The sequence below is a fragment of the Bacillus sp. FSL K6-4563 genome, assembly GCF_038630405.1.
GTDB lineage: Bacteria > Bacillota > Bacilli > Bacillales > Bacillaceae > Bacillus > Bacillus pumilus.
Genome location: NZ_CP152030.1, coordinates 2,124,918 through 2,150,044, shown reverse-complemented (window position 1 = coordinate 2,150,044; position 25,127 = coordinate 2,124,918). Strand labels below are relative to the sequence as shown.

The window sequence follows — 25,127 nt, the reverse complement described above, 5'->3', positions numbered from 1 at the left end:
TTGGAGGGAACAACCGTGTCGAGTTTAAAAGAGAACTATCCATCTAAGGTGAAAACGTATCAGCCTAAACCTCCTTATGTCCTCAACTGCATCAAGGCTTTTCTTGTTGGTGGATTGATCTGTGCCATAGGCGAGGGGCTGCAACATTTCTATATTCACTTTTTTGATTTTAATGAAAAAACAGCAGGGAACCCAACAGTGGCGACCCTCATTTTAATTTCTTCTATATTAACTGGTATCGGTATTTACGATAGAATCGGCCAGTTTGCCGGAGCGGGATCGGCTGTTCCGGTGACAGGATTTGCAAACAGTATGACAAGTGCTGCCCTTGAGCATAGAAGTGAAGGGCTTGTTTTAGGGGTTGCCACAAATATGTTTAAGCTCGCTGGGAACGTCATTGTATTTGGTGTCGTCTCGGCATATGTCGTAGGGATCATTCGATACGTCTTGGAAAAGATGTTTTCGTAGGAGGAATGAAACGTGAAACTAACAGGTAAACAATCTTGGGTTTTTGAGCACAAGCTTTACGTCAATGCAGAGGGAACAGCTGCAGGGCCGAAAGAAAAAGAAGGACCGATTGGTCATTTAATTGATAAAACGTATGACGAAATGCATTGTGATCAAAAGAACTGGGAAATGGCTGAAAGAAAACTGATGGAAGATGCGATATCCAGTGCTTTATCAAAAGCAAATTTGCAAAAAAGCGATATTGATCTATTGCTGGCAGGAGATTTACTTAATCAAAACGTCACAGCAAACTATGTGGCGAGAGAACTAAAAATCCCGTTTCTATGTTTGTTTGGGGCATGCTCAACCTCAATGGAATCGGTCGCCATTGCGTCTGCACTCATTGATGGCGGTTTTGCCAATAGAGCCATTGCAGCGACAAGCAGTCATAATGCAACGGCAGAACGCCAATTTCGTAATCCAACAGAATACGGCGGACAAAAGCCAGATACAGCCACAAGTACCGTCACTGGGAGCGGGGCCGTTATTATTAGCCAGGAGACCTCTCCAATTCAAATTACAAGCGCTACAGTAGGCAGGGTGATGGATCTTGGAATTACAGATCCATTTGACATGGGATCGGCCATGGCTCCGGCAGCGGCAGATACCATCAAGCAGCATTTAGAAGACCTCGGAAGAACGGTGGACGATTACGATCTGATTTTAACAGGGGATTTATCTGGTATTGGTTCACCAATCTTAAAGGATCTTCTGAAGGAAGAAGGCATTCAGCTTGGGAGAAAGCATGATGATTGCGGTTTAATCATCTATACACCCGATCAAAATGTATTCGCTGGTGGGAGCGGCTGTGCTTGTTCAGCTGTTGTGACATTTAGTCACATTTTTCAAGAAATGAAAGCAGGAAATCTGCAAAGAGTACTCGTTGTGGCAACCGGAGCGCTTCTAAGTCCAATGATGGTCCAGCAAAAAGAGACCATTCCAACCATTGCGCACGGTGTCGTATTTGAGCGTGCAGGAGGAGAGAGCTAATGGATTATCTTATCGCTTTTGTTGCAGGCGGACTTATTTGCGTCATTGGTCAGCTTTTACTAGACATACTCAAACTTACGCCTGCACATGTCATGACCACCTTTGTTGTGGCGGGCACCATCTTAGACGGATTCGGTATTTATGATAAATTTATTGAATTTGCGGGTGCGGGCGCAACCGTACCAATCGTCAGCTTTGGTCATAGCTTGCTTCATGGAGCGATGCATCAGGCAGATGTACACGGGTTCATCGGAATCGGGATCGGTATTTTTGAATTAACTTCTGCTGGAATTTCAGCTGCGATTTTATTCTCATTTATTATCGCTCTTATCTTTAAACCGAAAGGATAACCTAATATGGGGCAAAGACGAAAAGTCATTTTAGTGACAGACGGAGATATATATGCTGCCAAAACCATTGAGCTTGCTGCTAAAAATGTCGGTGGGCGATGTATTTCCAGCTCAAAAGGAAATCCAAGCAAACGAACAGGACCTGAACTTGTGCAGATGATTTTAAAAACGCCGAATGATCCAGTGTTTGTCATGTTTGATGATTCTGGCCTGACAGGTGAAGGAACAGGGGAGATAGCGATGAAGCATGTGGCGCGTCATCCTGAAATTGAAGTCATTGGGGCGATCGCCGTTGCATCCAAAACGCATCAAGCTGAATGGACAAAGGTGCATGTTTCCATTGACCGGGAGGGTGAACTGACAGAATACGGTGTCGACAAGCATGGTCTTCCCGAAATGGAGCCTCATAAAATGAGCGGAGATACCGTGTATTGTCTTGACTCGCTCGATCTGCCGTTTGTTGTTGGAATTGGAGATATTGGCAAAATGGGACGGAAAGATGATCTGAGCAAAGGATCTCCGATCACAATGAAAGCAGTTGAATTAATTTTAGAAAGGAGTGGTTTCCATGAAGAAAGACAAGGTAAACGTGTACCGAGATCCGAAGAAAAATGAAGATTACTTTAAAGAAAATGTCGGAATGGGTCTCAGCTTTGACCTTGGTGTGCGGAAAATTTATATACACGATCAGGAAATCCAACTTTACTATGTAAATGGACTGTGTGATACACAATATGTCATCTACTTATTAAAAGAGCTAGTTGAAATCAATGACAACGAACCTGAATCAGATGACATGGCTCGTGTGATTGAGAATCGTCTTGTCAATCAGCAGGTCTCAAAGGTTGAAACACTTGATGAAGCGGTAGACCAAGTGCTGTCGGGCCTTGTGGCAGTTGTAGTTGAAGGTGAAAACTACGCATTTATCATTGATGTCAGAAGCTATCCTGGCAGAATGCCAGAGGAGCCGGATACAGAAAAGGTTGTCCGGGGCGCAAGAGACGGTTTTGTTGAAAACATTATTGTCAATACAGCACTTATACGAAGACGGGTGCGAGATGAAAAACTGAGATACAAAATGCTCAAAGTAGGCGAACGTTCGAAAGCGGATGTATGTGTTTGCTACATTGAAGATATTGCGGACCCAGATCTTGTCGATATCATAGAGAAAGAAGTGTCAGGAATCAAAGTCGACGGGCTGACGATGTCTGATAAAACAATTGAAGAATTCATTATTAAACAAGGATACAATCCCTTTCCCCTTGTACGTTACACCGAGCGTCCAGATGTCGCTGCTAACCATATACTAGAAGGGCATGTCATCATTATTACGGATACATCTCCTAGTGTCATCATTACGCCAACCACCATTTTTCACCACGTTCAACATGCAGAAGAATACCGCCAAGCACCTGCAGTTGGTACGTTCCTAAGATGGGTACGCTTTTTAGGCATTTTATGTTCAACGTTTCTTTTACCAATTTGGTTTCTGTTTATCCTTGAACCAAGTCTTCTGCCAGATCATTTAAGCTATATTGGCTTTAACAAACCGTCCCATATTCCAGTGATTTTACAAGTATTTCTAGCTGATTTTGGGGTGGAATTTTTAAGGATGGCTGCAATTCATACGCCAACTGCATTGTCGACCGCCATGGGGCTGATTGCGGCTGTTTTAATTGGGCAAATTGCCATTGATGTCGGTTTATTTACACCAGAGGTCATCTTATACGTCTCACTAGCGGCAATCGGTACATTTACAACCCCAAGCTATGAGCTGAGTGTCGCCAATAAGATTGTACGACTCATCATATTAGCGCTCGTGGCGATCTTTAAGCTGAATGGACTCATCATTGGTTTTACGTTGTTACTCATCTACTTAACATCCATTCGTTCATTGCAGACGCCTTATATGTGGCCATTTCTTCCTTTTAACGGGAAGGCTTTGTGGCAAGTGCTGATTCGGACGTCTGTTCCTGGCTCAAAAGTAAGGCCAAGCATTGTTCACCCTCAAAACAGATCAAAAATTCCGCCAAATTCTTAACGCTCATTGAAAGTGGCTGAAGATTGTGATATTGTATTTTTAACTTTGAGAAACGGCAAAAAGGCAGCTCACGCAGCTGTCTTTTTTCAGCCGAGGCGGAGAAAGAGGGAATGACATTGTATTTACACGGCACTTGCAGACAAAATGAACTCGGTCATTTAGAAATTGGTGGTGTTGATGCCGTTTCTTTAGCTGAAACGTATGGGACACCACTTTATGTATATGATGTGGCTTTAATACGGGAGCGTGCAAAAAGCTTTCAAAAAGCATTTATAGAAGAAGAGTTAAAAGCGCAGGTAGCATATGCGAGTAAAGCATTTTCCTCCATCGCGATGTTTCAGCTTGCCAAGGAAGAAGGATTATCTCTTGATGTCGTATCAGGCGGGGAGCTTCACACAGCCATTTGCGCTGGGTTTCCGGTAGAAAAAATTCATTTCCATGGCAACAATAAAAGTAGAGATGAATTAAAAATGGCGTTAGAGCACGAGATCGGCTGTATCGTTGTAGATAATTTCTACGAAATGAAGCTCATTGAAGAGCTTGGTCAAGAGCTGTCAAAACAGGTGAAAGTGCTGCTCCGTATCACACCAGGTGTCGAAGCGCATACGCATGATTACATTACAACAGGCCAAGAGGATTCCAAATTTGGCTTTGACCTTCACAATGGACAAGCAGATGAAGCGGTGAAACAAGTGCTTGGATCAGAAGTGATCGAACTGTTAGGCGTTCATTGCCATATCGGATCACAAATATTTGATACAGCTGGTTTTGTCCTTGCAGCAGACAAGATCTTTTTGAAGCTGGATGAATGGAGAGAATCATTTGGTTTTATTTCGACCGTGTTAAACTTAGGCGGCGGCTTTGGCATCCGTTATACAGAAGAAGATGAACCACTTCCTGCGACAGAATACGTCGAGAAAATTATCCAAGCTGTAAAAGAGAACGTGACACGCTATGAGTTTGATATGCCGGAGATTTGGATTGAGCCAGGCCGCTCTCTTGTTGGTGACGCAGGAACAACGCTTTATACGATCGGCTCATCAAAACACGTACCTGGCATTCGCGATTATGTTGCGGTAGATGGGGGAATGAGTGACAACATTCGTCCAGCATTATATCAAGCGAAATATGAAGCGGCAAGTGCCAACAAAATGAGCCAATCGCACAATCAAACAGTTTCTATTGCAGGGAAATGCTGTGAAAGCGGAGATATGCTTATTTGGGATATCGATCTGCCAGAGTTATCACAAGGAGATTTATTAGCTGTCTTTTGTACCGGAGCTTACGGCTACAGTATGTCAAATAACTATAACCGCATCCCGCGCCCGGCTGTTGTATTTGTAGAAGACGGGGAAGCGCAGCTTGTGGTTGAACGTGAAACATATGCGGACATTGTCAAACTTGATTTACCTTATCAATCAAAAGTGAAATCATCTACGTAAAAAAGCTGCCTGTACATCAGGCAGCTTTTTATAATGACTTATTTACCTCCAGTAAATACAGAGACGATCGCGTTCCAAATGGAGACAAAGAAATCCCAAATCTTTTGAAGTAGGTTTTTCCCTTCATCTGATTCTATGAATTTCGTAATCTTGTCTTTTGCTTTATCGATTTGAGATCCTACCTGGTTCCAATCGATATTGATGTTCTTCATTTTATCGAATAGAGAAATAAGCTGATCCTTTTGATCTTGCGTTAGATTTAAGTTTAAATCAGAAGCAGCCTGATCCACTTTTTCTTCTACTTCTTTTGTTGTTTTAGGGACACCATTTTTCGCAATGTCATCCTTGATTTTTGCAATAAGGGCAGAAGCATTGTCTTTCCCGATGGAGTCACCCAATTTAGACGTTGTCACAAGCTCTTCGTTTGCTACCTGCTTCACATCTTCTGGAATGGCTTTGTCGCTAGACACTTCATAGGCTTTTAATAAACCTGTCAGTGCGGCTGTCCCAGAAACTTCAAACGGTGCAGTCACAACAACCTTGGCATCCTTGACACCGGCTGTCATTAAAGCATTTAAATACATCTCATCTGTAATGGTCTTGATGTTATGTGTATCCACAGTCAAACCAGTACCTGATTTTTCAATGGTGATAGATGAAGATGATAATGCTCTCGTCCCGATAGAAGAACGGGGGATATACTTTCCTAAATATTCATGCTCTTCTTTATTGGTTACTTCAATTTTTGTCGCATTTTCAGGTGGATTCAACTCGTCAAGCACCTTTTGGCGATCAGCCGGAGTTAAGTCTTGCCCAAGTGTGACGATGACATCGCCGACAGCTGCATCCGCTAAGCTGACTTTTGGCGCACCAATGAGGAAAAGGAGCGCTGCCATCATACTAAGCATTGATTTTTTAAACATGTTGACCTCCTTCAAGTCGAAAGGGTTCCTCTTTCAAGAGAAACTCATCTTTTGAGTACACGTAAAGAAATGTACTCCATCATATAGACGTAACAAATCGATTCGACGTTTCAATTTTCTTTTTAAGATGTTTTCCTTTTCCAATAAATAAAGACCTGTTGCTCATTCTGTCATCAATTTAATAGGAAAAAAGGATCAAGCTCTTCTATTGTATCAATCCTAAGAAAAGAGGTAAATCACAATCAAAGAGCAGGGGATGTTTAACATGACCGAAAATGTGCTATAATGAGCGTTGTTTAACCTGAAAGGAGAATGTGAAAAATGGCAAAAAAAGGATACATACAACTAACGAATGGTAAGAAACTTGAGTTTGAACTATACCCAGAGGCTGCTCCAGGTACAGTAGCAAACTTTGAAAAATTAGCGAATGAAGGCTTCTACGATGGATTGAAATTCCACCGTGTCATCCCAGGCTTCGTAAGCCAAGGTGGCGATCCAAACGGTAATGGAACAGGCGGTCCTGGTTACACAATTAAATGTGAAACAGAAGGGAATCCACATCAACACGAAAGAGGTTCATTATCAATGGCGCATGCTGGTAAAGACACGGGTGGCAGCCAATTCTTTATCGTCCATGACCCGCAGCCGCACTTAAACGGTGTTCACACTGTTTTTGGTAAAGTAACATCTGGTATCGAGGCTGTTCTAGATATGGAACAAGGCCAAGGAATGGAAAAAGTCGAAGTTTTCGATGCTTAATCCTTAATCCAAAACACCGCTTAAAACGCGGTGTTTTTTTATTTTAAATCTGATTTTACGGTTATTTGTTCCGTGAGGCGGTAGGTGATGAACCAATATAAAAGGGCAATAGCGCTAACAGAGGCGCCAAATAAACATACTCCGCTCCAGCCATTGTTTGCGTATATGCTAGTGGAAGCAATGGAACCAGTCGCACTGCCGATGGAGTAAAAAATCATATAAGCAGCAGTGAGCCGGCTTCTCGCCTCAGGCAGCACTGTGAAAATCATACTTTGGTTGGTCACATGTACGGCCTGCACAGATAGGTCAAGAATAATAATACCGATGATTAATAAAATGAGTGAATATTCAGTGAAAAAGATAAAAAACCATGAAACGAATAATAGGACAAGGGCTATACAAGTTGTTAATTGTCCTAAGCCTCGATCAGCAAGGCTTCCAGCCCGGGCAGCGCCTAATGCTCCGGCAACTCCAGCAAGACCAAATGCACCGATCGCTGTATGTGAAAGATTGTGTGGCGAGCTGCTGAGAGGCAGCACGAGCGAAGTCCACAACGTACCAAACACGATAAAGATCAGAAAACCCAGTATGCCTCGGATGCGCAGAATTTGTTCTTGTCTGAACAATGTAAACATTGAAGCAAGCAGCTTCATATAGGATATTGACGCTCTCTCGCTGTCAGCCCGCGGGAGATACCGGTATAACACGGCGGTTATGATGAGCATCATAACCGCAGACACGAGATAGACTGACCTCCAGCCGGCGAGATCGGTTAGTACACCAGCAAACGTTCGTGCGAGAAGAATACCAATCACAATGCCACTTTGAACCAAGCCCACGATACGGCCTCGTTCTTCAGGAGCAGCCCAGGTCGCTGCGAACGCTACGAGTACCTGAGTGACCACAGCAAGCATGCCGACGGCAGCCAGCCCTATAAACAGGACGGTGGCAGTAGGGGCGATGCCGACTAGAATCAGAGAAAACACGGATACTAGCATCTGAGCCATGATGAGCCGCCTTTGATTGAACAGATCACCAAGTGGTACGATCAGTAGCAGTCCTAGTGCATAACAAAGCTGAGTAATCGTAATGACGATACCAATGGATGAATAGGTGATGCCAAACTCGGATGCGAGGGAGTCTAATAACGGTTGTGCAAAGTATATGTTTGCAACTGCCATCCCGCAGGCTGACGCATAAAGCAGAGCCATATAGCGAGTCATCGCTTGCTTCGGTTTGTTTTGTAAATGAGCCGTTTCCAAATCAAGATGTTCTATGGAAGTGATTCTTTCTTTCACCATGCATGTCTTCGTCTCCTTTTGTACTAAAAAGTATAATATACTGATCGGTATATTATGATTCCTGTTAAGGATAACCAACAAAACATTTTAAAGTCAATACTTTCATCTTGAAAGAGGAAGGAAATTTGACAATCATACGTCGATAAAATAAAATTATAATGTACCGATTGGTAATCAAATAGACAATAATATCAAAAAATAGATACCTGACTTTGTGAAGAAATTTTAATGTTGAAATGAGGAATTGCTGATGGTTCGACAACGGGAATTTGACAAGGAAAAAGCGTTGGATGAGGCAATGGTGCTTTTTTGGGAAAAGGGGTATAGGGCCACTACATTAAGTGATTTGACTGAAAAAATGGGAATACAGCGGCCAAGTTTATACTCAGCGTTTGGAGATAAAGAGGAATTATTTGAGGCCGCATTACGCAAATACACAAAGCAGCATGCTGCCCATATTCGAACAAAACTTCAAAACAATCTTTCTGTCAAGGAAGCATTTCATACATTATTTGCAGATTTAGTAGAAGAGGAATATAGAGATGGTCCGAGTAAAGGGTGTTTTTGCATCAATACAATAGTGGAGCTTGCGCCACACGAAGAGAAATTTGAAATTCTGACAAGAGAGCATCAGATGTATCTTTCCGTCATTTTCGAAGAAAGAATTGTTCAAGGTATTCGCTCGGGTGAGCTCAAAAGTAGCCTGAATGCGAAAGCTTTAGCACAAACACTGGTCGTTTCTTTCATAGGACTGACCGTCCTCATGAAATCTCGTCCAGAACGTTCATTTGTAGATCATTCTGTAGCGACGATACTTTCCATATTAAAATAATGACAACATGCTATGGTATCCTCCTTCAATAAGAGTGATAGCGTATTTTGAACTAAATATCAAAATACGCTTTTTCTTTTAGGACAGTGGTGGACAAAATTCGATTTTGTGATATGATAAGAGAACAAACATTCGCATTTGTGGGTGTCGCCACATTGTCAGTACAAATCTAAAAAGCGTGGTCATGCTGAAAGAAAGCAGGAGATAATTTGAAACCATTAACAAAAGAAGAAAAAAATCAAATGATGATTGCCATTCAGCGTTACTTTGCCGAAGAACGAGAAGAAGAAATTGGTGAATTAGCAGCCATCAATATACTAGAATTTATCACAAAAAACCTTGGAAGCTACTATTATAATCAAGGGGTTCGTGACAGCCGGAACATCGCTGTTCAGAGATCGCAATTGTTAGAGGAAGATTTATTTGCACTCGAAAAAAGATGATCATCAATAATGTGCGCCTTGCTAACTGATAAAGAGGAAAGAGACCCCCTTAATAAAGAACGCATATTCGTATCATATGTAATGATGAAAAGGTGGAACCAAAGGTCCATCTCAATCGTTATATAAGTAACCATTAATGGAAATCAGCTTTTTTGGTTTTATTTCATCAAAAGAAGGAATAAAACATACAAATAGGCGAAGTGCAGATGATGGAGGTTCTAAATATGGGGAAAATTAAATTAAAAATGGCCATCTTATTTGTTTTACTGCTTTGTTTAGGCGCAGGTTATTTATACATGAATGGCATGAAAATTGAAGATGTGCCAACAGCCATTGGTGAAAGCTTAACAAATAATGATAAAGATTATACCATCTATGAATATACCATTACGAAAATTGACGGAGATGAATATTACGGTCAAGCAAAAAACGGCACAAAAATCATTTTTAGTGGAAAGAAGTTCGAAGATGATGTGGCCGACTTGAAGAAAGGTGATCGTATTAAAGCCTACTTTAGTAATGAAAAGAGAATAGATGGTCTTATAAAAGTAGTAAAAGTCGTTAATTAACAAGTCTCCTTTCCTATAAGGAGGCTTTTTTTTGTGAGAAATCTTGATTGTTGCATTTGACAACAAGGATCGCTATAATAGCCCCTAAGGACAGCTAAATATCGATTGTATCCTTCGGGGCAGGGTGAAAATCCCGACCGACGGTAATAAAGCAAATGCTTTACAGCCCGTGACCCGTTAATTTATTAACGGTTGATTCAGTGAAAAGCTGAAGCCGACAGTGAAAGTCTGGATGGGAGAAGGATAAAGAAAGCTATGAACGAAAAATATTTGTCGATCATAGTTTTATTTCTGATGCAAAAAAGCCACAGCCCCGGAATTTTTTCCGGGGCTTTCTGTATGTTCATGTAGTGAATAGACCGGCATGCAGTGTTTATTAGGTGATCCCTCATCTACCTTGTATGGACCATAAAAAGCGACGAAGGTGCTCAATCGATCACATGTCCCTAACATCGCTTTTTTAAAAAGTGAGAAATACAAATGAAAAGAAAGGGAGGATCACATGTTTACGGGGATAATTGAAGAAGTAGGCGCAGTTCAGTCATTAAGCAAAAAGTCAGCAGATGCCATAGAAATTGTCATTCAGTGCAACCGTGTGCTAGAAGATGTTCACCTCGGAGACAGTATTGCGATCAATGGTGTATGTCTTACAGTCACAAGCTTTACAAAAGCACAGTTCGCAGCAGATGTGATGCCAGAAACGGTCAAAGCGACATCACTGGATCAGCTGACATCAGGCAGTCCAGTGAATTTAGAGCGGGCCATGTCCTCGAATGGACGATTCGGCGGTCATTTTGTCTCAGGCCATGTTGACGGGACGGCAGTCATTACCCGAATAGAAAAGAAAAGTAATGCCATTTACTATGATTTAGAGATGGACAAGACCCTCACAGATATGCTCGCACAAAAGGGTTCGATCGCAATAGATGGTGTCAGCTTAACCATTTTCGATTTGCAAGATTCACACGTCACAGTCTCTATTATTCCTCATACGCTTGAAGGAACTATTTTCCCGACTAAATCTATGGGAGAGATCGTGAATATAGAGTGTGACATGATCGGTAAATACATCTATCGCTTTTTAACAAAAGAACAAGGCGAAAAGAAGCCATCCCGATTGACCCCATCATTTTTAAAAGAGCACGGATTCTAGGAGGCGATTGTATGTATCATTTAGTAGAAGAAGCAGTAAACGCTCTGAAAGAAGGAGAAATCATTATCGTAGTGGATGATGAAGACAGAGAAAACGAAGGAGATTTTGTGGCACTTGCTGAGCATGCCACGCCTGAAGTGATTAACTTTATGGCTTTACATGGAAGAGGTCTCATTTGTACACCGGTCCATGCGTCGATTGCCAAACACCTGAACCTGCATCCAATGGTACAACAAAATACAGATGCACACCATACAGCTTTTACAGTGAGCATCGATCATGTGACAACGACGACTGGTATTAGTGCTTTTGAGCGCTCTACGACCATGCTTGCCATGTTAAATAAAGACGTAACACCAGAAGAATTTGCCCGCCCAGGTCATGTATTTCCGCTCATTGCAAAAGAAGGCGGCGTACTAGAAAGACCAGGTCATACAGAGGCGGCGGTAGATCTTGCGAAACTGGCAGGTTCAGAGCCAGCGGGTGTCATTTGTGAAATCATGAATGTAGATGGCTCAATGGCGCGTGTTCCAGAACTAAAAGAAATCCAAAAACAGCACGGTTTAAAGATGCTGACAATAGAAGCATTGCAAACCTATTTAAATAATAAAGAAACAGCAGCTATCGAAACAAAATAAAAAATCACAAAAAAGGATGATCAACATATGAATACAATACAAGGGCATGTAGTAGCAGAAGGATTAAACTTTGCAATTGTCGTCGCGAGATTTAATGACTTTATTACAAGTAAACTGCTTGACGGAGCAGAAGATACATTGCTCAGACACGGAGCAAACGGTGACGATATTGATGTCGTGTGGGTACCGGGTGCTTTTGAAATTCCGTACATGGCAAAAAAACTAGCTGAAACAGAGAAATATGATGCTGTCATTACACTTGGAACTGTAATCAGGGGCGCAACAACTCACTACGATTATGTTTGTAATGAAGCAGCTAAAGGAATTGCTCAAAGTGCCATGTCAACAGGGGTACCGATTATCTTTGGTGTACTAACAACAGAATCCATTGAACAAGCTATCGAAAGAGCCGGTACAAAAGCTGGAAATAAAGGCAGCGAATCGGCTGTAGCTGCCATTGAAATGGCGAATCTCAACCGTACCTTTCGTTAATTTAGTGAAAAAGAGTTTAAAAACGGTATAAAAATGTTTATAATGTGTGATGAGCAAATGATTCGTGAGACATTTGCTGGACATAAGGATAATTTGAATATTGAGGGGTATATATGTTAATTCGTTATAAGAGGTCTTTTGAAAAAATTGCCATGGGGCTACTCTCCTTCATGCCGGGTGAGAAAGACGTCAAACAGCTTCAGCAGACGATGAAGTCATATGAAATGGATGAAAATCGGCAGCTGTTCCTTTGGAAAGATGGCGAGGATATCGTAGGTGCTATTGGTGTGTTGAAAACAGACGACCAAGTACAAATCGAGCATATTAGTGTGAATCCATCCCATCGAGATCAAGGAATCGGCAAGGAAATGGTTTTAGCCGTGGAAGAGGTATTCAAAACCAAAACACTCATTCCAAATGAATTAACGCAAGGCTTCTTTCATAAGTGTCACAGCGAAACAAATTAAATATCACACATGTAAAAGCAGAGGCTACAGTCCTCTGCTTTTTTTACGTTCGATTTGCTTTTTTCGTTCAAGCAATACATCTGTCCGGTCACGCAGTCTATGTTTTTCGATCAAAAATGTGTGGGATAAGTTGCTCTCCTGGCCAAAGACCAGTCCTTCTTTTTGAGCCATTTCTTGGCATAGAGACAGGAGCGCTTCATCTTTAATCGGGAGCATCACACTTTCGTATGACATGTCTTCAGCCATTTTCTTCTTCAGCGTTCTCAGAAGTTTGAGAAACGCCTCATCATCCAGACCGAGGTTCGATAATACGGGCCGGTTTGCTTCCAGCAAGTGAAGGCTATTTGAAATGAGCCGTTTTGCACCTTTTCCATTTCCCCGTCTTTGATGATACAAAGCAACGGCAAGCTGAATGAAGCCAACCCAATATTCTTTGCGCTGCTCAGGCGGGTCTTCCTTCCAATATTCCTCAAGAATTTCATGACACTCAAAATAATCTCTTGTCGTATGAAATTCATGTAAAAAAGCCACGTACGCTTCAGGATACACAGTGGTCATCTCCTTTTCCACTCTCAGTCTAACATATTGAAAAGAAAAGAAGAAAGAGCGCCCTTCGTGAAAGGACGCCCTGTTTCTTTAATAAACCCAAGCCGCGCCAACGATGATCAGCAAGATGAAAAGCACGACAATAAGCGCGAAACCTCCGCCAAAGTTATAGCCATCTCCCATAATGATACGGCCTCCTTTTTCATCAGTTCTGTTTACAATGGTATTCTATGTATAAATGCCCTAAGTGGTATGGGCGAAACCACTGTTTTTCTTATTTTGCCTAGGACATCATGGTCGAAATTATATTGGACGAGAGCTTTATCCTGTCTTATACTAAAGGTTAGCCGGTGAAACGGTACTTAGAAGACAGTAGAAATGGTGAGAAAAAATGCTGGAATATCAGGTGAAAATAGATTCGTTTGAAGGTCCATTGGACTTACTTTTACATTTAATCAACCGGTTGGAAATTGATATTTATGATATTCCCGTTGCTAAAATTACGGAGCAGTATTTATTATATGTCCATACCATGAGGGAGCTTGAACTTGATGTGGCAAGTGAATATTTGGTGATGGCTGCAACCCTCCTGAGTATTAAAAGCAGAATGCTCCTTCCGAAACAAGAGGAAGAGCTATTTGATGAAGACTTGCTTGAAGAGGAAGAGGACCCTCGAGAAGAGCTGATTGGCAAACTGATTGAATACCGAAAGTATAAAGATGCAGCACAAGAACTAAAGGAACGCGAGGAAGAAAGGCAAAATGCCTTTACAAAACCTCCGAGTGATTTAAGCGAATTTGCAAAAGAATCGGAAGCGAAGGACACAAACCTGCATGTCACGGTGTATGATATGTTAGGTGCGTTCCAAAAGGTATTGAACCGAAAGAAAATAACGAAACCAGCACCATCTAGGATTACAAGACAAGAAATCCCGATTGAAGACAAAATGAATGAGATTATGAACCATTTAAGAAAAACGAAAAAGCGGACCAATTTCATGACTCTATTTCAACATGATCAAAAGGAGCACCTTGTCGTGACGTTTCTTGCTGTTCTTGAATTGATGAAAGGTCATCAAATCATGTTAGAGCAGGAAGGAAACTTTGAAGACATTTATATTATAGGGAGTGAAACGATTCATGACGCTTGATATCGTGAATTGGAAAGCCATCATAGAAGCGCTGCTTTATGCAGCAGGTGACGAAGGCTTAACAAAAAAACAGCTCATGTCTGTTCTTGAAGTAGAAGAGGTAGCGTTACTCGATATGATGTCTGCCGTAAAGGAAGAATATCAAAAACAAGAACGAGGAATTGAGCTCATTGAATATGCAGATTCATATATGCTGCTGACGAAAAAGGAATACAGCATTTATTTGAAAAAATTAGTCGAGACCCCATCCAAAGGTTTGTCTCAGGCAGCGCTTGAAGTACTCGCAATCGTTTCTTATAAACAGCCGATCACACGCAGTGAGGTAGAAGAAATCAGAGGAGTCAAATCAGAGCGGGTGCTCCATAGTTTAGTAGCCAAAGCGCTGCTCTGTGAAGTTGGACGTGCCGATGGCCCTGGGCGAGCAATTCTTTATGGGACAACACCTACCTTTTTAGAGCAGTTTGGCTTAAAGGCATTGGATGAATTACCGCCACTTCCAGAGAATGTGGAAGCAGATGGTGTACAAGAAGAAGCTGATCTATTTTTTGAAAACTTCAATCAAACATTTGAAGAGATAAAATAGTTCAAAAGAATGAAAAATGTATGATAAAATATAAAAAAGATTTTAGGTCTAACATCTATTGATGTCAGATAAAATGGTCATAAAGCCATGAGGGGAAGGTAAACACAAAACAAATGGCACATATGAATGTAAAGGCTCAAGTTGATCAAGCAGGCGTCTTTTTATCAAAGGTTGCAACTGAAATGAATGGTTTTCTGAACGAAGCTACCTTATCAAGTATGAAACGATTAAACCCTGAAGCGGAAGCCTATTATTGTGACATATTGAATACATTACGGAAGCTTGCAGTGTACAGCGAGGATGCAGCGGCAGTTTGCAGGAAAATCAGCCAGCAGCAGACATTCCCGCAGCAAGCCGCGCAGCAGACGCTTCACCGTATTTATCATCAATGTATTGAAGAGTTTTTCACGCCGAAAAAGGATACATGGTATGAAGACAGCCGTTCCGCATATACAGGAAAGAGCAGCATTGTTTTCCACCATGAAGTATCCGCTGAGATCAAACGATTATTTTCTTCATTAGAAAAAGATTTTTTAGCGATGAGAGAAGAGCTAGAATATACGACATCTCATCAGCAAATGAAAATGGTATAAGCAAGAGGAAGGAGCGTCTCTACATATAGAGACGCTTTTTTTTATGGACGAGGCATCATAACTTTTTCAGCCGCGCATACACTTGTACAAAACGGACAAGGACGTGAATGAACATGCCCTATTTAAAAATTGGAACAGCAGTCCTTCTTCTATTTACACTCTTACTGCCCTTTTCCTCACATGCCAAAGCAGATATGTCATTATCGGTGAGTGCAAGAAGCGCCATTTTAATAGATGGACAGTCAGGCAGAGTCCTATTTGGAAAGGACGAGCATGAAAAAAGAAGAATCGCCAGTATTACGAAAATTATGACGGCAGTATTAGCCATTGAATCAGGAAAAATGAAAGACACCGTCAAAGTATCAAAGCGCGCGATTCAAGCAGAGGGCTCATCGATTTATTTAAAAGAAGGGCAAAAGGTGAGCCTAGAAGACTTGACATACGGGCTTATGCTGCGTTCTGGAAATGATGCAGCTGTTGCCATTGCAGAGCATGTGGGCGGCAGTTTAGAAGGATTTATTTTTATGATGAATCAAAAAGCGTCTGAACTAGGAATGGAGAATACGAATTTTCAAAATCCGCATGGACTCGATGATCATAAACATCATTATTCATCAGCCTATGACATGGCTATCTTAACAAAATACGCCATGGAGCATAAACAATATCAAAAAATTGCAGGCACGACTTTCTATAAAGCAAAAACGATGGAAGGCTATTGGAAAAATAAAAACAAGCTGGTCACCGGATTATACAAATATTCAACTGGTGGGAAAACGGGATATACGAAGCTTGCAAAACGGACACTTGTCTCTACTGCGGCAAAAGGGGATGCGGCACTGATCGCTGTGACCATTAATGCGCCAGATGATTGGAAGGATCATATCTCTATGTTTGAATATGCATTTGATCACTATAAAACGTACGTACTTGCTGAAAAAGGAAGACTCGCTTCATTAAAAGGAACCTTTTACGAAAAAAAGGCATTTATCAAACGTGATGTGGACTATTTTTTAAATGAAGATGAGAAAAAGCTAGTAGAAATTGAAACGGAAATGCTTACTCCTCAAAAGAAGTGGAAAAAAAACGCCGAAGCCATCCCTGATGTTGTAGGGAAAATGACGTTTTTATTAGATGATCAGGTGATCGAGCAAGTACCGATTTTTTATGAAAATAAACGAAATCGAATGCCTCAAAAAAGCTTCCAAGAAATGTTTAAGTCTGTCTTTCAGACATCTATAGGCGGATCTTCATGGTCAATCTAATTTGGGTATTCCTCACTGTCATCGGTCTTGTGTACGCGATGTTCAACGGAACGATGGAGGAAGTAAACGAAGCTGTATTTAAGGGATCAAAGGAAGCAGTGACCATTTCAATTGGTCTGATTAGTGTCCTCGTTTTTTGGCTCGGGCTGATGAAGATTGCAGAAGAGGCAGGCTTGTTACATTTCTTTAGTAAATTGTGCCGTCCCTTTATTTCAAAGCTATTTCCGGATATTCCGCCTAACCATCCTGCGATGGGATATATTTTGTCCAATCTGATGGCGAATTTCTTTGGTCTCGGGAATGCCGCTACACCGCTTGGGATTAAGGCAATGGAGCAGATGAAAGCATTAAACGGTGGGAAAAATGAAGCAAGCCGGTCCATGATTACATTTTTAGCGGTCAACACATCCTCTATCACACTCGTGCCAACAACCGTCATTGCAATTAGAATGACATATGGTGCAGATCAGCCAACAGACATTGTAGGGCCAACCATTTTGGCGACACTCATTTCAGGCATTGGTGCCATTCTCATTGATCGCTATTTCCACTATCGCAGAAGCAGGCGGGGGTGATCTCGTGTCATTTATTAACTGGCTGTCACTTGCTTTGATCCCACTGATCATCGCAGGAATTTTAATTGCGGGAACCATTAAAAAGGTACCGACCTATGAAACATTTGTTGAGGGCGGGAAAGAAGGTATTCAAATTGCCTTTTCAATCATTCCTTATTTAGTCGGCATGCTCGTGGCCATTACGATATTCCGCGCGTCTGGTGCGCTTGATTTTGTCATGGGACTGTTAAAACCCGTGTTTACAGCGATCGGCTTCCCGGCAGAAGTAGTGCCGCTTGCGTTTATTCGTCCAATATCTGGCACAGCTGCACTCGGGATGACATCAGACCTCATTGCGACATATGGACCAGATTCTTTTATAGGACAGCTCGCAGCTGTCATGCAAGGGTCAACTGATACCACTCTCTACATTTTAACGGTCTATTTTGGGGCAGTCGGTATAAAAAAAATGGGAGATGCGCTGAAAGTAGGTCTGTTAGCGGACCTCATTGGCATCATTGCATCTGTCATCATCGTCAGTTTGTTATTTAGCGGCGCCTAATGAGGCGCTTTTTTGTCTTTCAATGGATGGAAAATTGCTTTTTAGCTGAAATTAAACAGACGAATCGCTTATTTTTCCACGAATGCTTGTTTGTTTTAAGTCAAGCAAGTAAGATAGTACATGAGGTGAAAGACAAAATGGAACGTTTACAGAAAGTAATTGCACATGCCGGCGTCGCTTCTAGACGAAAGGCAGAAGAATTAATTAAAGAAGGACGAGTTACCGTTAATGGTCAAACAGTGACAGAGCTCGGAGTAAAAGTGGGCTCTTCAGATAAAATTGAAGTCAACGGATTAAAGCTTGAAAGAGAAGAACCGGTTTACTTTATGCTTTATAAACCGCGCGGCGTCATTTCAGCTGCCGAGGATGATAAAGGACGTAAGGTTGTCACAGATTTCTTTGATGACGTCCCGCAGCGCCTTTATCCAATCGGCCGCTTAGATTATGATACGAGCGGTTTGATTTTAATAACAAATGACGGGGAATTTGCCCATAAGCTCATGCATCCGAAATACGAAATTGATAAAACATATGCAGCGAAGCTAAAAGGCATCCCATCAAAGGAATTGCTTAGAAAGCTAGAAAAAGGGATTATGTTAGATCATAAAAAGACTGCACGTGCTCGTGCCAAGATGCTTTCTATCGATAAACGAAAGCAGACATCTATCGTTCAATTAACCATTCATGAAGGCAGAAACAGACAAGTGCGCCGCATGTTTGAAGCGATCGGTCATGATGTGTTAAAGCTAAAAAGAGAGCAATATGCGTTCCTTCATATTGAAGGCATGAGACCAGGAGACCGCAGAGAATTAACACCGCATGAAGTAAAGCGCCTGAGAGCAATTGCAGATCACGGGAAAAGCGCTTTTTAATTTTCACATAAACTTCAAAAAATGAAGAAGCATCAAAAGAAGGAGAATGCTATAATTTACCTGAATGTCTATGGGGAAGGGGTACTTCAGATGAAAAAAAGACGGTTTTTCATACGGACGGGCATTCTCCTCGTGATGCTTGCTGCACTATGTTATACCATGTATAACTCAGTATTTGCCAAACAGGATCGGGTCAAAGAAGGATCTATTGCGCCAAACTTTGTCCTTCAATCTGTGGATGGGGAACGGATTGAATTAAAGGACTTAAAAGGCAAAGGTGTCTTTCTTAATTTTTGGGGGACCTGGTGTGGTCCATGTAAACAAGAATTCCCTTACATGGCAAATCAATATGAAGTGTTCAAGGATCGCGGTGTGGAAATTGTTGCAGTCAATGTTGCAGAATCCAATATTGCCGTGAAAAATTTTATGGGATCTTATGGCGTGAATTTTCCTGTTGCCATGGACAAGGATCGTCAAGTGACAGAGGCATATGATATTACGCCGCTGCCAACCACATTTTTAATTAATCCTGAAGGCAAGGTAATCAAAGTCATAAAGGGAACCATGACAGAACGTAATGTCTATGATTATATGAATTTGATTAAACCAAAGGGGTCATAGAATGAAAGAGGTAAAATGCGAGTGTGGACATATTAATCCAATCGGTACTGTTTTATGTGAATCCTGCGGGAATCCTATTGCGGCTAAAGAGAAAAACTCTTCAAAGCTGCTTGATATGAGATATGACGGCAGTGCGAGACGCTCGCAAACATACAACAAAACGATTGTTGATAAAGTATGGAACTTTTTTTCTTCCGTTAAGGTGGGTGTGTGGCTGATTGTCATCACACTGCTTGCTTCCTCATTAGGAACGATTTTTCCGCAGGAGCGATTTATTCCGCCAGGTGCATCTGCTTCCACCTATTATGAAGAGCAATATGGGTCGTTTGGCAAGCTGTATTACACACTTGGATTCCATGATCTTTATAATTCTTGGTGGTTTTTAGCTTTAGTTGCATCCATCGGAATCTCCCTTGTCATTTGTAGTCTCGACCGGGTTATTCCTCTTTATCGAGCACTTAAAAACCAAGGGGTTATTAAAAAAGAAGGCTTTATGAGAAGACAGCGTCTGTTCAGTGAGACAGACAAAACGTTAAATCAGCATACATATGAAGGCATCAAGAAAGCAATGAAACAAAAGCGTTACCGCGTGCGAGAAGAAAACGGACATATTTTAGCGGAAAAAGGCCGCTTTTCACGCTGGGGCCCTTACGTCAATCACATTGGATTAATCATCTTTCTCATTGGATCGATGCTCCGGTTTGTCCCAGGCATGTATGTGGATGAAACGCTGTGGGTTAGAGAGGGTGAAACTGCCCCAATTCCAGGCACAGATGGTCAATATTTTTTGAAAAATAATGCGTTTTCAATTGACCGCTATGAAACTGGAAATGAAAAAGAAGTGTTTGAGAATGCGATTGAAAGAGCTGGCGACGGTCAAGTAGTGAAAAGTTATAAAACCGATGCCACTTTATACAAACGTGAAGGGGAAGTTGTGTTTGGTGAAAAGCCCAAGCTGAAGCAGGTATCAGAACATGATATTAAAGTGAACGAACCGCTCAAGTTTGATCATTTCTCATTATATCAAGTGGATTTTAAACAAAATGAACTCGATCAAATGGTCTTTCAGCTGATTCGTAAAGATACTGAAAAATCTTTCGGAACAGTGAAGATTAAACTGCTGGAGCCTAAGTCAGAATATGATCTTGGTAGCGGTTACAAAGTCAAAGTGATGAGCTATCTCCCTGATTTTTATTTTGACGATGATGGAACGCCGAGTACGAAAACAAGGAATCCGAATAATCCTGCTTTCGTGTTTGAAATGGTTTCTCCTGAAAAGCCTAAAGGTGAAAAAAGCTTTGTGGCGATTCAAGAGACAGTAGAGGGCTCTGATAATAACCTATATAAAATGAAGTTTGATCGAGTGGAAACGAAAAACGTCACGGGATTGACGGTGAGAAAAGATTTAACTCTTGGGGTGCTCATCGTAGGCGGGATCATCTTCATGATTGGTGTCGTGCAGGGGATGTATTGGCAGCATAGAAGAATTTGGCTGTCTGCAAAGGATGGAAAAGTATTTGTGGCAGGACACACAAACAAAAACTGGTTTGGGTTAAAGTCTGATCTTGGCGTGATCCTAAGTGACAGTGGCATCAAACAGCCAGTTGATCAAAAAGAACTGCCTGATACAACAAGTATCAGCAAAAGCAAGGGGGAAGGATTAGATGGCAGCAGTCAGTGAAAACCTGTTATTTGCAGCTTTTCTATTGTATTTAGCGGCAGTTCCTTTTTTTGGTGGTGCCATTAAAGGAAAAAAGAAAGTTGATGGACCGCGCAGAAATAAGGCGGCACTTATCGGTATTACGCTCACCATCATCGGTTTTTTAAGTCAATTTGGCTACTTTATTTCAAGGTGGATGGCGTCTGGTCATGCACCAGTCAGTAATTTGTTTGAATTCACAACGGCTTTTGGCATGATGCTTGTGCTCGCATTCATCATTTTATATTTTGTGTATCAAGTGTCGGTACTTGGTTTATTTACACTTCCAATCGCTTTATTGATTATTGCCTATGCAAGTATGTTCCCATCTGATATATCACCGCTAATTCCTTCATTACAAAGTAATTGGCTTTATATTCACGTGACAACAGCAGCACTAGGGCAAGCTATTTTAGCGATCAGCTTTGTGGCAGGTGTCATCTTCTTATTAAAGCATGTCGATCAAACAAAACCAGGTAAGAAGACATTTGGTTTAGAGCTTGTCATGTTTATGATTGTTGTGACACTTGCATTTATCGCAGTCACGTCCATCTTTAGAATGACAGGATACGAAGCGAAATTTAATTGGGTCGATAAAAATAAAGAGGAAAGTGTGATGGTCTATGAGCTGCCAGCTCTAGTTGGACCTCATAAAGGAGAGCTTGTGACGCAAGATCGTTTGGAACCGTTTATTGATTTGCCGCCTGTTTTTTCAGGAAGAAAGGTCAATACGGTGTTATGGTCATTCGGCACGGGGCTGATTTTGTATGGACTGATTCGCTTGATCATTCGGAAACGACTGAGTGCTCTGCTTCAACCGCTCGTGAAACAGGTGAACCTAGATTTAGTCGATGAAATTGGATACAGGGCTGTTTCCATTGGTTTCCCTGTATTTGCGTTAGGCGGGCTCATTTTTGCAATGATCTGGGCGCAAATTGCATGGACTCGGTTCTGGGGCTGGGACCCGAAAGAAGTATGGGCATTAATTACGTTTCTCTTTTATGCAGCCTACCTTCATCTTCGCTTATCCAGGGGCTGGCATGGCGAAAAGTCCGCTTGGTTAGCTGTCATCGGATTCGCCATCATTATGTTCAATCTCATCTTTGTCAATCTTGTGATTGCAGGGCTTCATTCTTACGCATAATCACATGAAAAAGACCAACTTTTTATGAATCGATTCGGCTTTTTGTTAAAATGAATGTAACAACGGAGAAAGCAGGAGGATTGTCTAATGGAACACACAACTCAAACGAAAATATTAGTCGTAGATGATGAGGCAAGAATTCGCCGCCTTTTAAAAATGTATTTAGAACGTGAAAATTATGAAATCGATGAAGCGGAAAATGGAGATGAAGCCATTCAAAAAGGACTCCAAACAGATTATGACCTCATTTTGCTCGATTTAATGATGCCTGGTACAGATGGGATCGAAGTGTGTAATCAAATTCGAGACAAAAAAGCGACCCCAATCATTATGCTGACGGCAAAAGGAGAAGAAGCCAACCGCGTGCAAGGGTTTGAAGCAGGTACGGATGACTACATCGTCAAACCTTTTAGCCCGCGTGAAGTTGTTTTACGTGTGAAAGCATTGCTCAGAAGATCTTCTCAAACGTCTTATCTCAATACTGGGACAACAACAAAAGACGTCCTTGTGTTTTCTCATCTTTCAATTGATCACGACGCGCATAGAGTGACAGCTGATGGCAAAGAAGTCAGTCTCACGCCGAAGGAATATGAGCTTTTATATTTCCTTGCGAAAACACCGGATAAGGTTTATGACAGAGAGAAGCTGTTAAAAGAAGTATGGCAGTATGAATTCTTTGGAGACTTGAGAACAGTCGATACTCATGTCAAACGACTTCGCGAAAAGCTGAATAAAGTGTCACCAGAAGCTGCGAAAAAAATCGTGACGGTATGGGGTGTCGGGTACAAATTTGAGGTCGGCGCTGAATGAAACTGTGGAAAAGTGTCGTTGGAAAGCTATGGTTAACCATTCTCTTCCTCGTCCTCATCGTTTTATCTATTTTAACCGTGCTTCTTTTAGAGTTCATTGAAAATTACCATGTAGAAGAAGCAAAGTCAGATTTAACGCAAATGGCAAATAAAGTGGCGGTCATTTTAGAAAGCCATGACGATCAATCACTCGCAAGGTCGATTACATCAGAGCTTGCTGACAAATTGACGAGTATTGCGATTATCCAAGAGGACGGGCTAGAGTGGTACTCGTCTGAAAAAGACGGGAAGCTTCCTGCGATTACAAAGAAACAAATTGAAGCAGACAGTGATTTGAATCAAGCGCTAAAAGGTCGTAAAAAAATCAGTAAACGTGCAGAACCAAATGCAGGCAATCATAAAGATGAACGAATAGTCGTCGGTGTTCCATTTGAGGCAAACGGAAAAAAAGGCATGGTCTTTCTTTCTCAATCATTACTCGCTGTAGAGCAAACAACAAAACATACGACGCGTTATATCTTCCTAGCAGCCGGAATTGCCATTGTTCTGACCACTATTTTCGCGTTCTTCTTATCAACACGTGTCACCTATCCTCTTAGAAAGATGAAAGAGGGAGCGCAGGATCTGGCGAAAGGGAAATTTGATACAAAGATTCCTATATTAACGCAAGACGAAATTGGAGAACTGGCCATCGCCTTTAACCAAATGGGCAAGCAGCTTAAATTTCATATCACAGCTTTAAATCAAGAAAAAGAGCATTTGTCCAATATTTTAAGCAGTATGGCTGATGGTGTCATCACCATCAATATTGATGGAACGATCCTCATGACGAATCCTCCTGCAGAACGATTCTTGCAGGCATGGTATTACGAGCAAAATATGAAGATCAAAGATGGAGATGAACTGCCTCCAGAAGCGCGAGAATTGTTTCATACAGCCGTCAGCACGGAAAAAGAGCAAATGATTGAAGTCACACTGCAAGGACGTACTTGGGTTCTTCTCATGTCTCCGCTTTATAATCAGCAGGACGTTAGGGGAGCAGTTGCGGTCCTTCGTGATATGACAGAGGAACGAAGACTTGATAAGCTGAGAAAAGACTTCATTGCCAATGTCAGTCATGAACTTCGTACTCCAATTGCTATGCTGCAAGGATATAGTGAGGCAATTGTAGATGATATTGCTGGCTCAGAAGAGGAAAAGAAAGAGATTGCGCAAATTATTTACGACGAATCACTTCGAATGGGACGTCTTGTGAATGACCTTCTAGACCTAGCGAGAATGGAAGCTGGCCATATTACACTGAATCTTGAATCAACAGATACAGAAGAGCTGACCGAGAAGATTTACCGCAAGTTTCTTGGTATAGCAAAAGAAAAGCAAGTTGATCTCACATATGACATTCAAGTGGATGAACCGTACTTTGTACTCGATCCGGATAAAATTGAGCAGGTGTTTACGAATCTTATTGATAACGCCATTCGTCATACACCAGAAGGCGGAGAGGTTCACTTCTCGGTTCAATCGGTGGAAAGCGGTTTGAAAATGGATGTGAAAGATTCAGGAAGCGGAATCCCGGAAGAGGATTTGCCATTTATTTTCGAACGATTCTATAAAGCGGATAAGGCACGAACAAGAGGGCGTTCTGGTACTGGACTTGGTCTTGCGATTGTGAAGAATATCGTAGAAGCACATCAAGGCTCCATTCATGCACATAGCAAAGCGGGTACTGGTACACACTTTACATTTTATATTCCGAGAAAAAAACAGGAACTCGTCTAATCCTGACGAAGAATCTTGTTACATGAGAAACACTTCTTTTCGA

At 41.6% G+C, this 25,127-nt stretch carries 29 protein-coding genes, 1 pseudogene and 1 riboswitch; of the genes and pseudogenes, 26 read left to right on the top strand and 4 right to left on the bottom strand.

All coding sequences use genetic code 11. The features are described 5' to 3' along the window. Window positions 1-15: 15 nt before the first annotated feature. From spoVAC to lysA, 6 genes are all read left to right on the top strand, one after another. On the top strand, window positions 16-468 hold the full coding sequence (gene spoVAC / locus MHH54_RS10715) for a stage V sporulation protein AC (protein WP_003215687.1): 453 nt from the start codon (window positions 16-18) through the stop codon (window positions 466-468). Between the two features lie 12 nt (window positions 469-480). Further along, the gene (gene spoVAD / locus MHH54_RS10710; protein ID WP_003215736.1) at window positions 481-1,497 is read left to right on the top strand and encodes a stage V sporulation protein AD; all 1,017 of its coding nucleotides are present in this window, start codon (window positions 481-483) and stop codon (window positions 1,495-1,497) included. Beyond that, window positions 1,497-1,847, top strand: a complete 351-nt coding sequence (spoVAE, locus tag MHH54_RS10705) for a stage V sporulation protein AE (protein WP_003215479.1) — start codon at window positions 1,497-1,499, stop codon at window positions 1,845-1,847. Before spoVAD ends, spoVAE begins: the two co-directional genes overlap by 1 nt. 6 nt (window positions 1,848-1,853) lie before the next feature. Next, window positions 1,854-2,462 carry a stage V sporulation protein AE gene (locus MHH54_RS10700; RefSeq protein ID WP_003216039.1) on the top strand — a complete coding sequence of 203 codons (609 nt, stop codon included), beginning with the start codon at window positions 1,854-1,856 and terminating at the stop codon, window positions 2,460-2,462. After that, the gene (locus MHH54_RS10695; RefSeq protein WP_003215696.1) at window positions 2,416-3,888 is read left to right on the top strand and encodes a spore germination protein; all 1,473 of its coding nucleotides are present in this window, start codon (window positions 2,416-2,418) and stop codon (window positions 3,886-3,888) included. The genes MHH54_RS10700 and MHH54_RS10695 overlap by 47 nt, the downstream gene beginning before the upstream one ends. Before the next feature lie 116 nt (window positions 3,889-4,004). Next, on the top strand, window positions 4,005-5,330 hold the full coding sequence (lysA, locus tag MHH54_RS10690; RefSeq protein WP_003215489.1) for a diaminopimelate decarboxylase: 1,326 nt from the start codon (window positions 4,005-4,007) through the stop codon (window positions 5,328-5,330). Between the two features lie 38 nt (window positions 5,331-5,368). On the opposite strand, the gene MHH54_RS10685 is transcribed toward lysA, so the two are convergent. Next, window positions 5,369-6,253, bottom strand: coding sequence for a DUF1002 domain-containing protein (locus MHH54_RS10685; protein WP_003215933.1), 885 nt, complete (start codon window positions 6,251-6,253; stop codon window positions 5,369-5,371). 321 nt (window positions 6,254-6,574) lie between these two features. Here MHH54_RS10685 and MHH54_RS10680 point away from each other — a divergent pair, with 321 nt between their 5' ends. Beyond that, window positions 6,575-7,012 carry a peptidylprolyl isomerase gene (locus MHH54_RS10680; RefSeq protein ID WP_003215505.1) on the top strand — a complete coding sequence of 146 codons (438 nt, stop codon included), beginning with the start codon at window positions 6,575-6,577 and terminating at the stop codon, window positions 7,010-7,012. Window positions 7,013-7,050: 38 nt separating this feature from the next. Here MHH54_RS10680 and MHH54_RS10675 read toward each other — a convergent pair whose 3' ends face one another. Continuing rightward, window positions 7,051-8,313: an MFS transporter gene (locus MHH54_RS10675; protein WP_340989712.1), complete on the bottom strand. Its 1,263-nt coding sequence runs from the start codon at window positions 8,311-8,313 to the stop codon at window positions 7,051-7,053. A gap of 250 nt (window positions 8,314-8,563) precedes the next feature. Between MHH54_RS10675 and MHH54_RS10670 the strand changes: the two genes are divergently transcribed. From MHH54_RS10670 to MHH54_RS10640, 7 genes and pseudogenes are all read left to right on the top strand, one after another. Then, window positions 8,564-9,145: a TetR/AcrR family transcriptional regulator gene (locus MHH54_RS10670; protein ID WP_340989710.1), complete on the top strand. Its 582-nt coding sequence runs from the start codon at window positions 8,564-8,566 to the stop codon at window positions 9,143-9,145. A 209-nt stretch (window positions 9,146-9,354) separates the two neighbouring features. Beyond that, window positions 9,355-9,588 (top strand): DUF2164 domain-containing protein, encoded by a 234-nt coding sequence (locus MHH54_RS10665; protein ID WP_003215556.1) that lies wholly within the window; start codon window positions 9,355-9,357, stop codon window positions 9,586-9,588. 224 nt (window positions 9,589-9,812) lie between these two features. Then, on the top strand, window positions 9,813-10,157 hold the full coding sequence (locus tag MHH54_RS10660; protein WP_003215701.1) for a hypothetical protein: 345 nt from the start codon (window positions 9,813-9,815) through the stop codon (window positions 10,155-10,157). A gap of 106 nt (window positions 10,158-10,263) precedes the next feature. Next, window positions 10,264-10,405: riboswitch (FMN riboswitch) on the top strand. A 254-nt stretch (window positions 10,406-10,659) separates the two neighbouring features. Next, entirely contained in the window at window positions 10,660-11,310 is a 651-nt protein-coding gene (gene ribE / locus MHH54_RS10655) for a riboflavin synthase (RefSeq protein WP_106028742.1), read from the top strand. Window positions 11,311-11,321: 11 nt separating this feature from the next. Further along, window positions 11,322-11,900: pseudogene (ribB, locus tag MHH54_RS10650) on the top strand (3,4-dihydroxy-2-butanone-4-phosphate synthase); the annotation flags it as partial. 75 nt (window positions 11,901-11,975) lie between these two features. Beyond that, window positions 11,976-12,440, top strand: coding sequence for a 6,7-dimethyl-8-ribityllumazine synthase (gene ribE / locus MHH54_RS10645; protein WP_342500248.1), 465 nt, complete (start codon window positions 11,976-11,978; stop codon window positions 12,438-12,440). A 113-nt stretch (window positions 12,441-12,553) separates the two neighbouring features. Then, on the top strand, window positions 12,554-12,907 hold the full coding sequence (locus tag MHH54_RS10640; protein WP_003215830.1) for a GNAT family N-acetyltransferase: 354 nt from the start codon (window positions 12,554-12,556) through the stop codon (window positions 12,905-12,907). Window positions 12,908-12,931: 24 nt separating this feature from the next. Here MHH54_RS10640 and MHH54_RS10635 read toward each other — a convergent pair whose 3' ends face one another. Both MHH54_RS10635 and MHH54_RS10630 read right to left on the bottom strand, forming a co-directional pair. Then, complete coding sequence (locus MHH54_RS10635; RefSeq protein ID WP_342500247.1) at window positions 12,932-13,456, bottom strand: DUF309 domain-containing protein; 525 nt, start codon at window positions 13,454-13,456, stop codon at window positions 12,932-12,934. Between the two features lie 87 nt (window positions 13,457-13,543). Then, window positions 13,544-13,636 (bottom strand): YjcZ family sporulation protein, encoded by a 93-nt coding sequence (locus MHH54_RS10630; RefSeq protein WP_012010430.1) that lies wholly within the window; start codon window positions 13,634-13,636, stop codon window positions 13,544-13,546. A gap of 208 nt (window positions 13,637-13,844) precedes the next feature. Between MHH54_RS10630 and MHH54_RS10625 the strand changes: the two genes are divergently transcribed. The 12 genes from MHH54_RS10625 to MHH54_RS10570 all read left to right on the top strand — a co-directional run bounded on the left by MHH54_RS10625 (window position 13,845) and on the right by MHH54_RS10570 (window position 25,084). Next, entirely contained in the window at window positions 13,845-14,603 is a 759-nt protein-coding gene (locus MHH54_RS10625; protein WP_050943826.1) for a segregation/condensation protein A, read from the top strand. Further along, window positions 14,593-15,186, top strand: a complete 594-nt coding sequence (gene scpB / locus MHH54_RS10620) for an SMC-Scp complex subunit ScpB (RefSeq protein WP_012010428.1) — start codon at window positions 14,593-14,595, stop codon at window positions 15,184-15,186. The genes MHH54_RS10625 and scpB overlap by 11 nt, the downstream gene beginning before the upstream one ends. Window positions 15,187-15,299: 113 nt before the next feature. Then, window positions 15,300-15,779 carry a YpuI family protein gene (locus MHH54_RS10615; RefSeq protein WP_003215803.1) on the top strand — a complete coding sequence of 160 codons (480 nt, stop codon included), beginning with the start codon at window positions 15,300-15,302 and terminating at the stop codon, window positions 15,777-15,779. Window positions 15,780-15,892: 113 nt separating this feature from the next. Next, window positions 15,893-17,044, top strand: a complete 1,152-nt coding sequence (locus tag MHH54_RS10610; RefSeq protein WP_003215903.1) for a D-alanyl-D-alanine carboxypeptidase family protein — start codon at window positions 15,893-15,895, stop codon at window positions 17,042-17,044. Continuing rightward, window positions 17,032-17,619, top strand: coding sequence for a nucleoside recognition domain-containing protein (locus tag MHH54_RS10605; protein WP_003215919.1), 588 nt, complete (start codon window positions 17,032-17,034; stop codon window positions 17,617-17,619). Before MHH54_RS10610 ends, MHH54_RS10605 begins: the two co-directional genes overlap by 13 nt. A gap of 4 nt (window positions 17,620-17,623) precedes the next feature. Continuing rightward, complete coding sequence (locus MHH54_RS10600; protein ID WP_003216139.1) at window positions 17,624-18,160, top strand: spore maturation protein; 537 nt, start codon at window positions 17,624-17,626, stop codon at window positions 18,158-18,160. A 137-nt stretch (window positions 18,161-18,297) separates the two neighbouring features. Beyond that, a complete protein-coding gene (rluB, locus tag MHH54_RS10595) occupies window positions 18,298-19,032 on the top strand; it encodes a 23S rRNA pseudouridine(2605) synthase RluB (RefSeq protein WP_034620508.1) in 735 nt (244 codons plus the stop codon). Window positions 19,033-19,122: 90 nt separating this feature from the next. Further along, window positions 19,123-19,653 (top strand): thiol-disulfide oxidoreductase ResA, encoded by a 531-nt coding sequence (locus MHH54_RS10590; RefSeq protein ID WP_003215793.1) that lies wholly within the window; start codon window positions 19,123-19,125, stop codon window positions 19,651-19,653. A 1-nt stretch (window position 19,654) separates the two neighbouring features. Then, window positions 19,655-21,334, top strand: a complete 1,680-nt coding sequence (locus MHH54_RS10585; RefSeq protein WP_106035407.1) for a cytochrome c biogenesis protein ResB — start codon at window positions 19,655-19,657, stop codon at window positions 21,332-21,334. Then, complete coding sequence (gene ccsB / locus MHH54_RS10580) at window positions 21,318-22,496, top strand: c-type cytochrome biogenesis protein CcsB (RefSeq protein ID WP_003215668.1); 1,179 nt, start codon at window positions 21,318-21,320, stop codon at window positions 22,494-22,496. The genes MHH54_RS10585 and ccsB overlap by 17 nt, the downstream gene beginning before the upstream one ends. A gap of 87 nt (window positions 22,497-22,583) precedes the next feature. Further along, the gene (locus tag MHH54_RS10575; RefSeq protein WP_003215596.1) at window positions 22,584-23,306 is read left to right on the top strand and encodes a response regulator transcription factor; all 723 of its coding nucleotides are present in this window, start codon (window positions 22,584-22,586) and stop codon (window positions 23,304-23,306) included. Next, on the top strand, window positions 23,303-25,084 hold the full coding sequence (locus MHH54_RS10570; RefSeq protein WP_106028748.1) for an ATP-binding protein: 1,782 nt from the start codon (window positions 23,303-23,305) through the stop codon (window positions 25,082-25,084). The genes MHH54_RS10575 and MHH54_RS10570 overlap by 4 nt, the downstream gene beginning before the upstream one ends. Window positions 25,085-25,127: the final 43 nt, after the last annotated feature.

Coding starts and splice junctions, on each gene's coding strand:
- rluB (WP_034620508.1), top strand. CDS start 18,298: ATGGAACGTTTACAGAAAGTAATTGCACATGCCGGCGTCGCTTCTAGA.
- MHH54_RS10615 (WP_003215803.1), top strand. CDS start 15,300: ATGGCACATATGAATGTAAAGGCTCAAGTTGATCAAGCAGGCGTCTTT.
- MHH54_RS10605 (WP_003215919.1), top strand. CDS start 17,032: ATGGTCAATCTAATTTGGGTATTCCTCACTGTCATCGGTCTTGTGTAC.
- MHH54_RS10575 (WP_003215596.1), top strand. CDS start 22,584: ATGGAACACACAACTCAAACGAAAATATTAGTCGTAGATGATGAGGCA.
- MHH54_RS10675 (WP_340989712.1), bottom strand. CDS start 8,313: ATGGTGAAAGAAAGAATCACTTCCATAGAACATCTTGATTTGGAAACG.
- MHH54_RS10685 (WP_003215933.1), bottom strand. CDS start 6,253: ATGTTTAAAAAATCAATGCTTAGTATGATGGCAGCGCTCCTTTTCCTC.
- MHH54_RS10570 (WP_106028748.1), top strand. CDS start 23,303: ATGAAACTGTGGAAAAGTGTCGTTGGAAAGCTATGGTTAACCATTCTC.
- MHH54_RS10590 (WP_003215793.1), top strand. CDS start 19,123: ATGAAAAAAAGACGGTTTTTCATACGGACGGGCATTCTCCTCGTGATG.
- MHH54_RS10585 (WP_106035407.1), top strand. CDS start 19,655: ATGAAAGAGGTAAAATGCGAGTGTGGACATATTAATCCAATCGGTACT.
- MHH54_RS10680 (WP_003215505.1), top strand. CDS start 6,575: ATGGCAAAAAAAGGATACATACAACTAACGAATGGTAAGAAACTTGAG.
- MHH54_RS10695 (WP_003215696.1), top strand. CDS start 2,416: ATGAAGAAAGACAAGGTAAACGTGTACCGAGATCCGAAGAAAAATGAA.
- MHH54_RS10610 (WP_003215903.1), top strand. CDS start 15,893: ATGCCCTATTTAAAAATTGGAACAGCAGTCCTTCTTCTATTTACACTC.
- ribE (WP_106028742.1), top strand. CDS start 10,660: ATGTTTACGGGGATAATTGAAGAAGTAGGCGCAGTTCAGTCATTAAGC.
- MHH54_RS10700 (WP_003216039.1), top strand. CDS start 1,854: ATGGGGCAAAGACGAAAAGTCATTTTAGTGACAGACGGAGATATATAT.
- spoVAE (WP_003215479.1), top strand. CDS start 1,497: ATGGATTATCTTATCGCTTTTGTTGCAGGCGGACTTATTTGCGTCATT.
- MHH54_RS10670 (WP_340989710.1), top strand. CDS start 8,564: ATGGTTCGACAACGGGAATTTGACAAGGAAAAAGCGTTGGATGAGGCA.
- MHH54_RS10660 (WP_003215701.1), top strand. CDS start 9,813: ATGGGGAAAATTAAATTAAAAATGGCCATCTTATTTGTTTTACTGCTT.
- ribE (WP_342500248.1), top strand. CDS start 11,976: ATGAATACAATACAAGGGCATGTAGTAGCAGAAGGATTAAACTTTGCA.
- scpB (WP_012010428.1), top strand. CDS start 14,593: ATGACGCTTGATATCGTGAATTGGAAAGCCATCATAGAAGCGCTGCTT.
- MHH54_RS10640 (WP_003215830.1), top strand. CDS start 12,554: ATGTTAATTCGTTATAAGAGGTCTTTTGAAAAAATTGCCATGGGGCTA.
- MHH54_RS10625 (WP_050943826.1), top strand. CDS start 13,845: ATGCTGGAATATCAGGTGAAAATAGATTCGTTTGAAGGTCCATTGGAC.
- ccsB (WP_003215668.1), top strand. CDS start 21,318: ATGGCAGCAGTCAGTGAAAACCTGTTATTTGCAGCTTTTCTATTGTAT.
- MHH54_RS10630 (WP_012010430.1), bottom strand. CDS start 13,636: ATGGGAGATGGCTATAACTTTGGCGGAGGTTTCGCGCTTATTGTCGTG.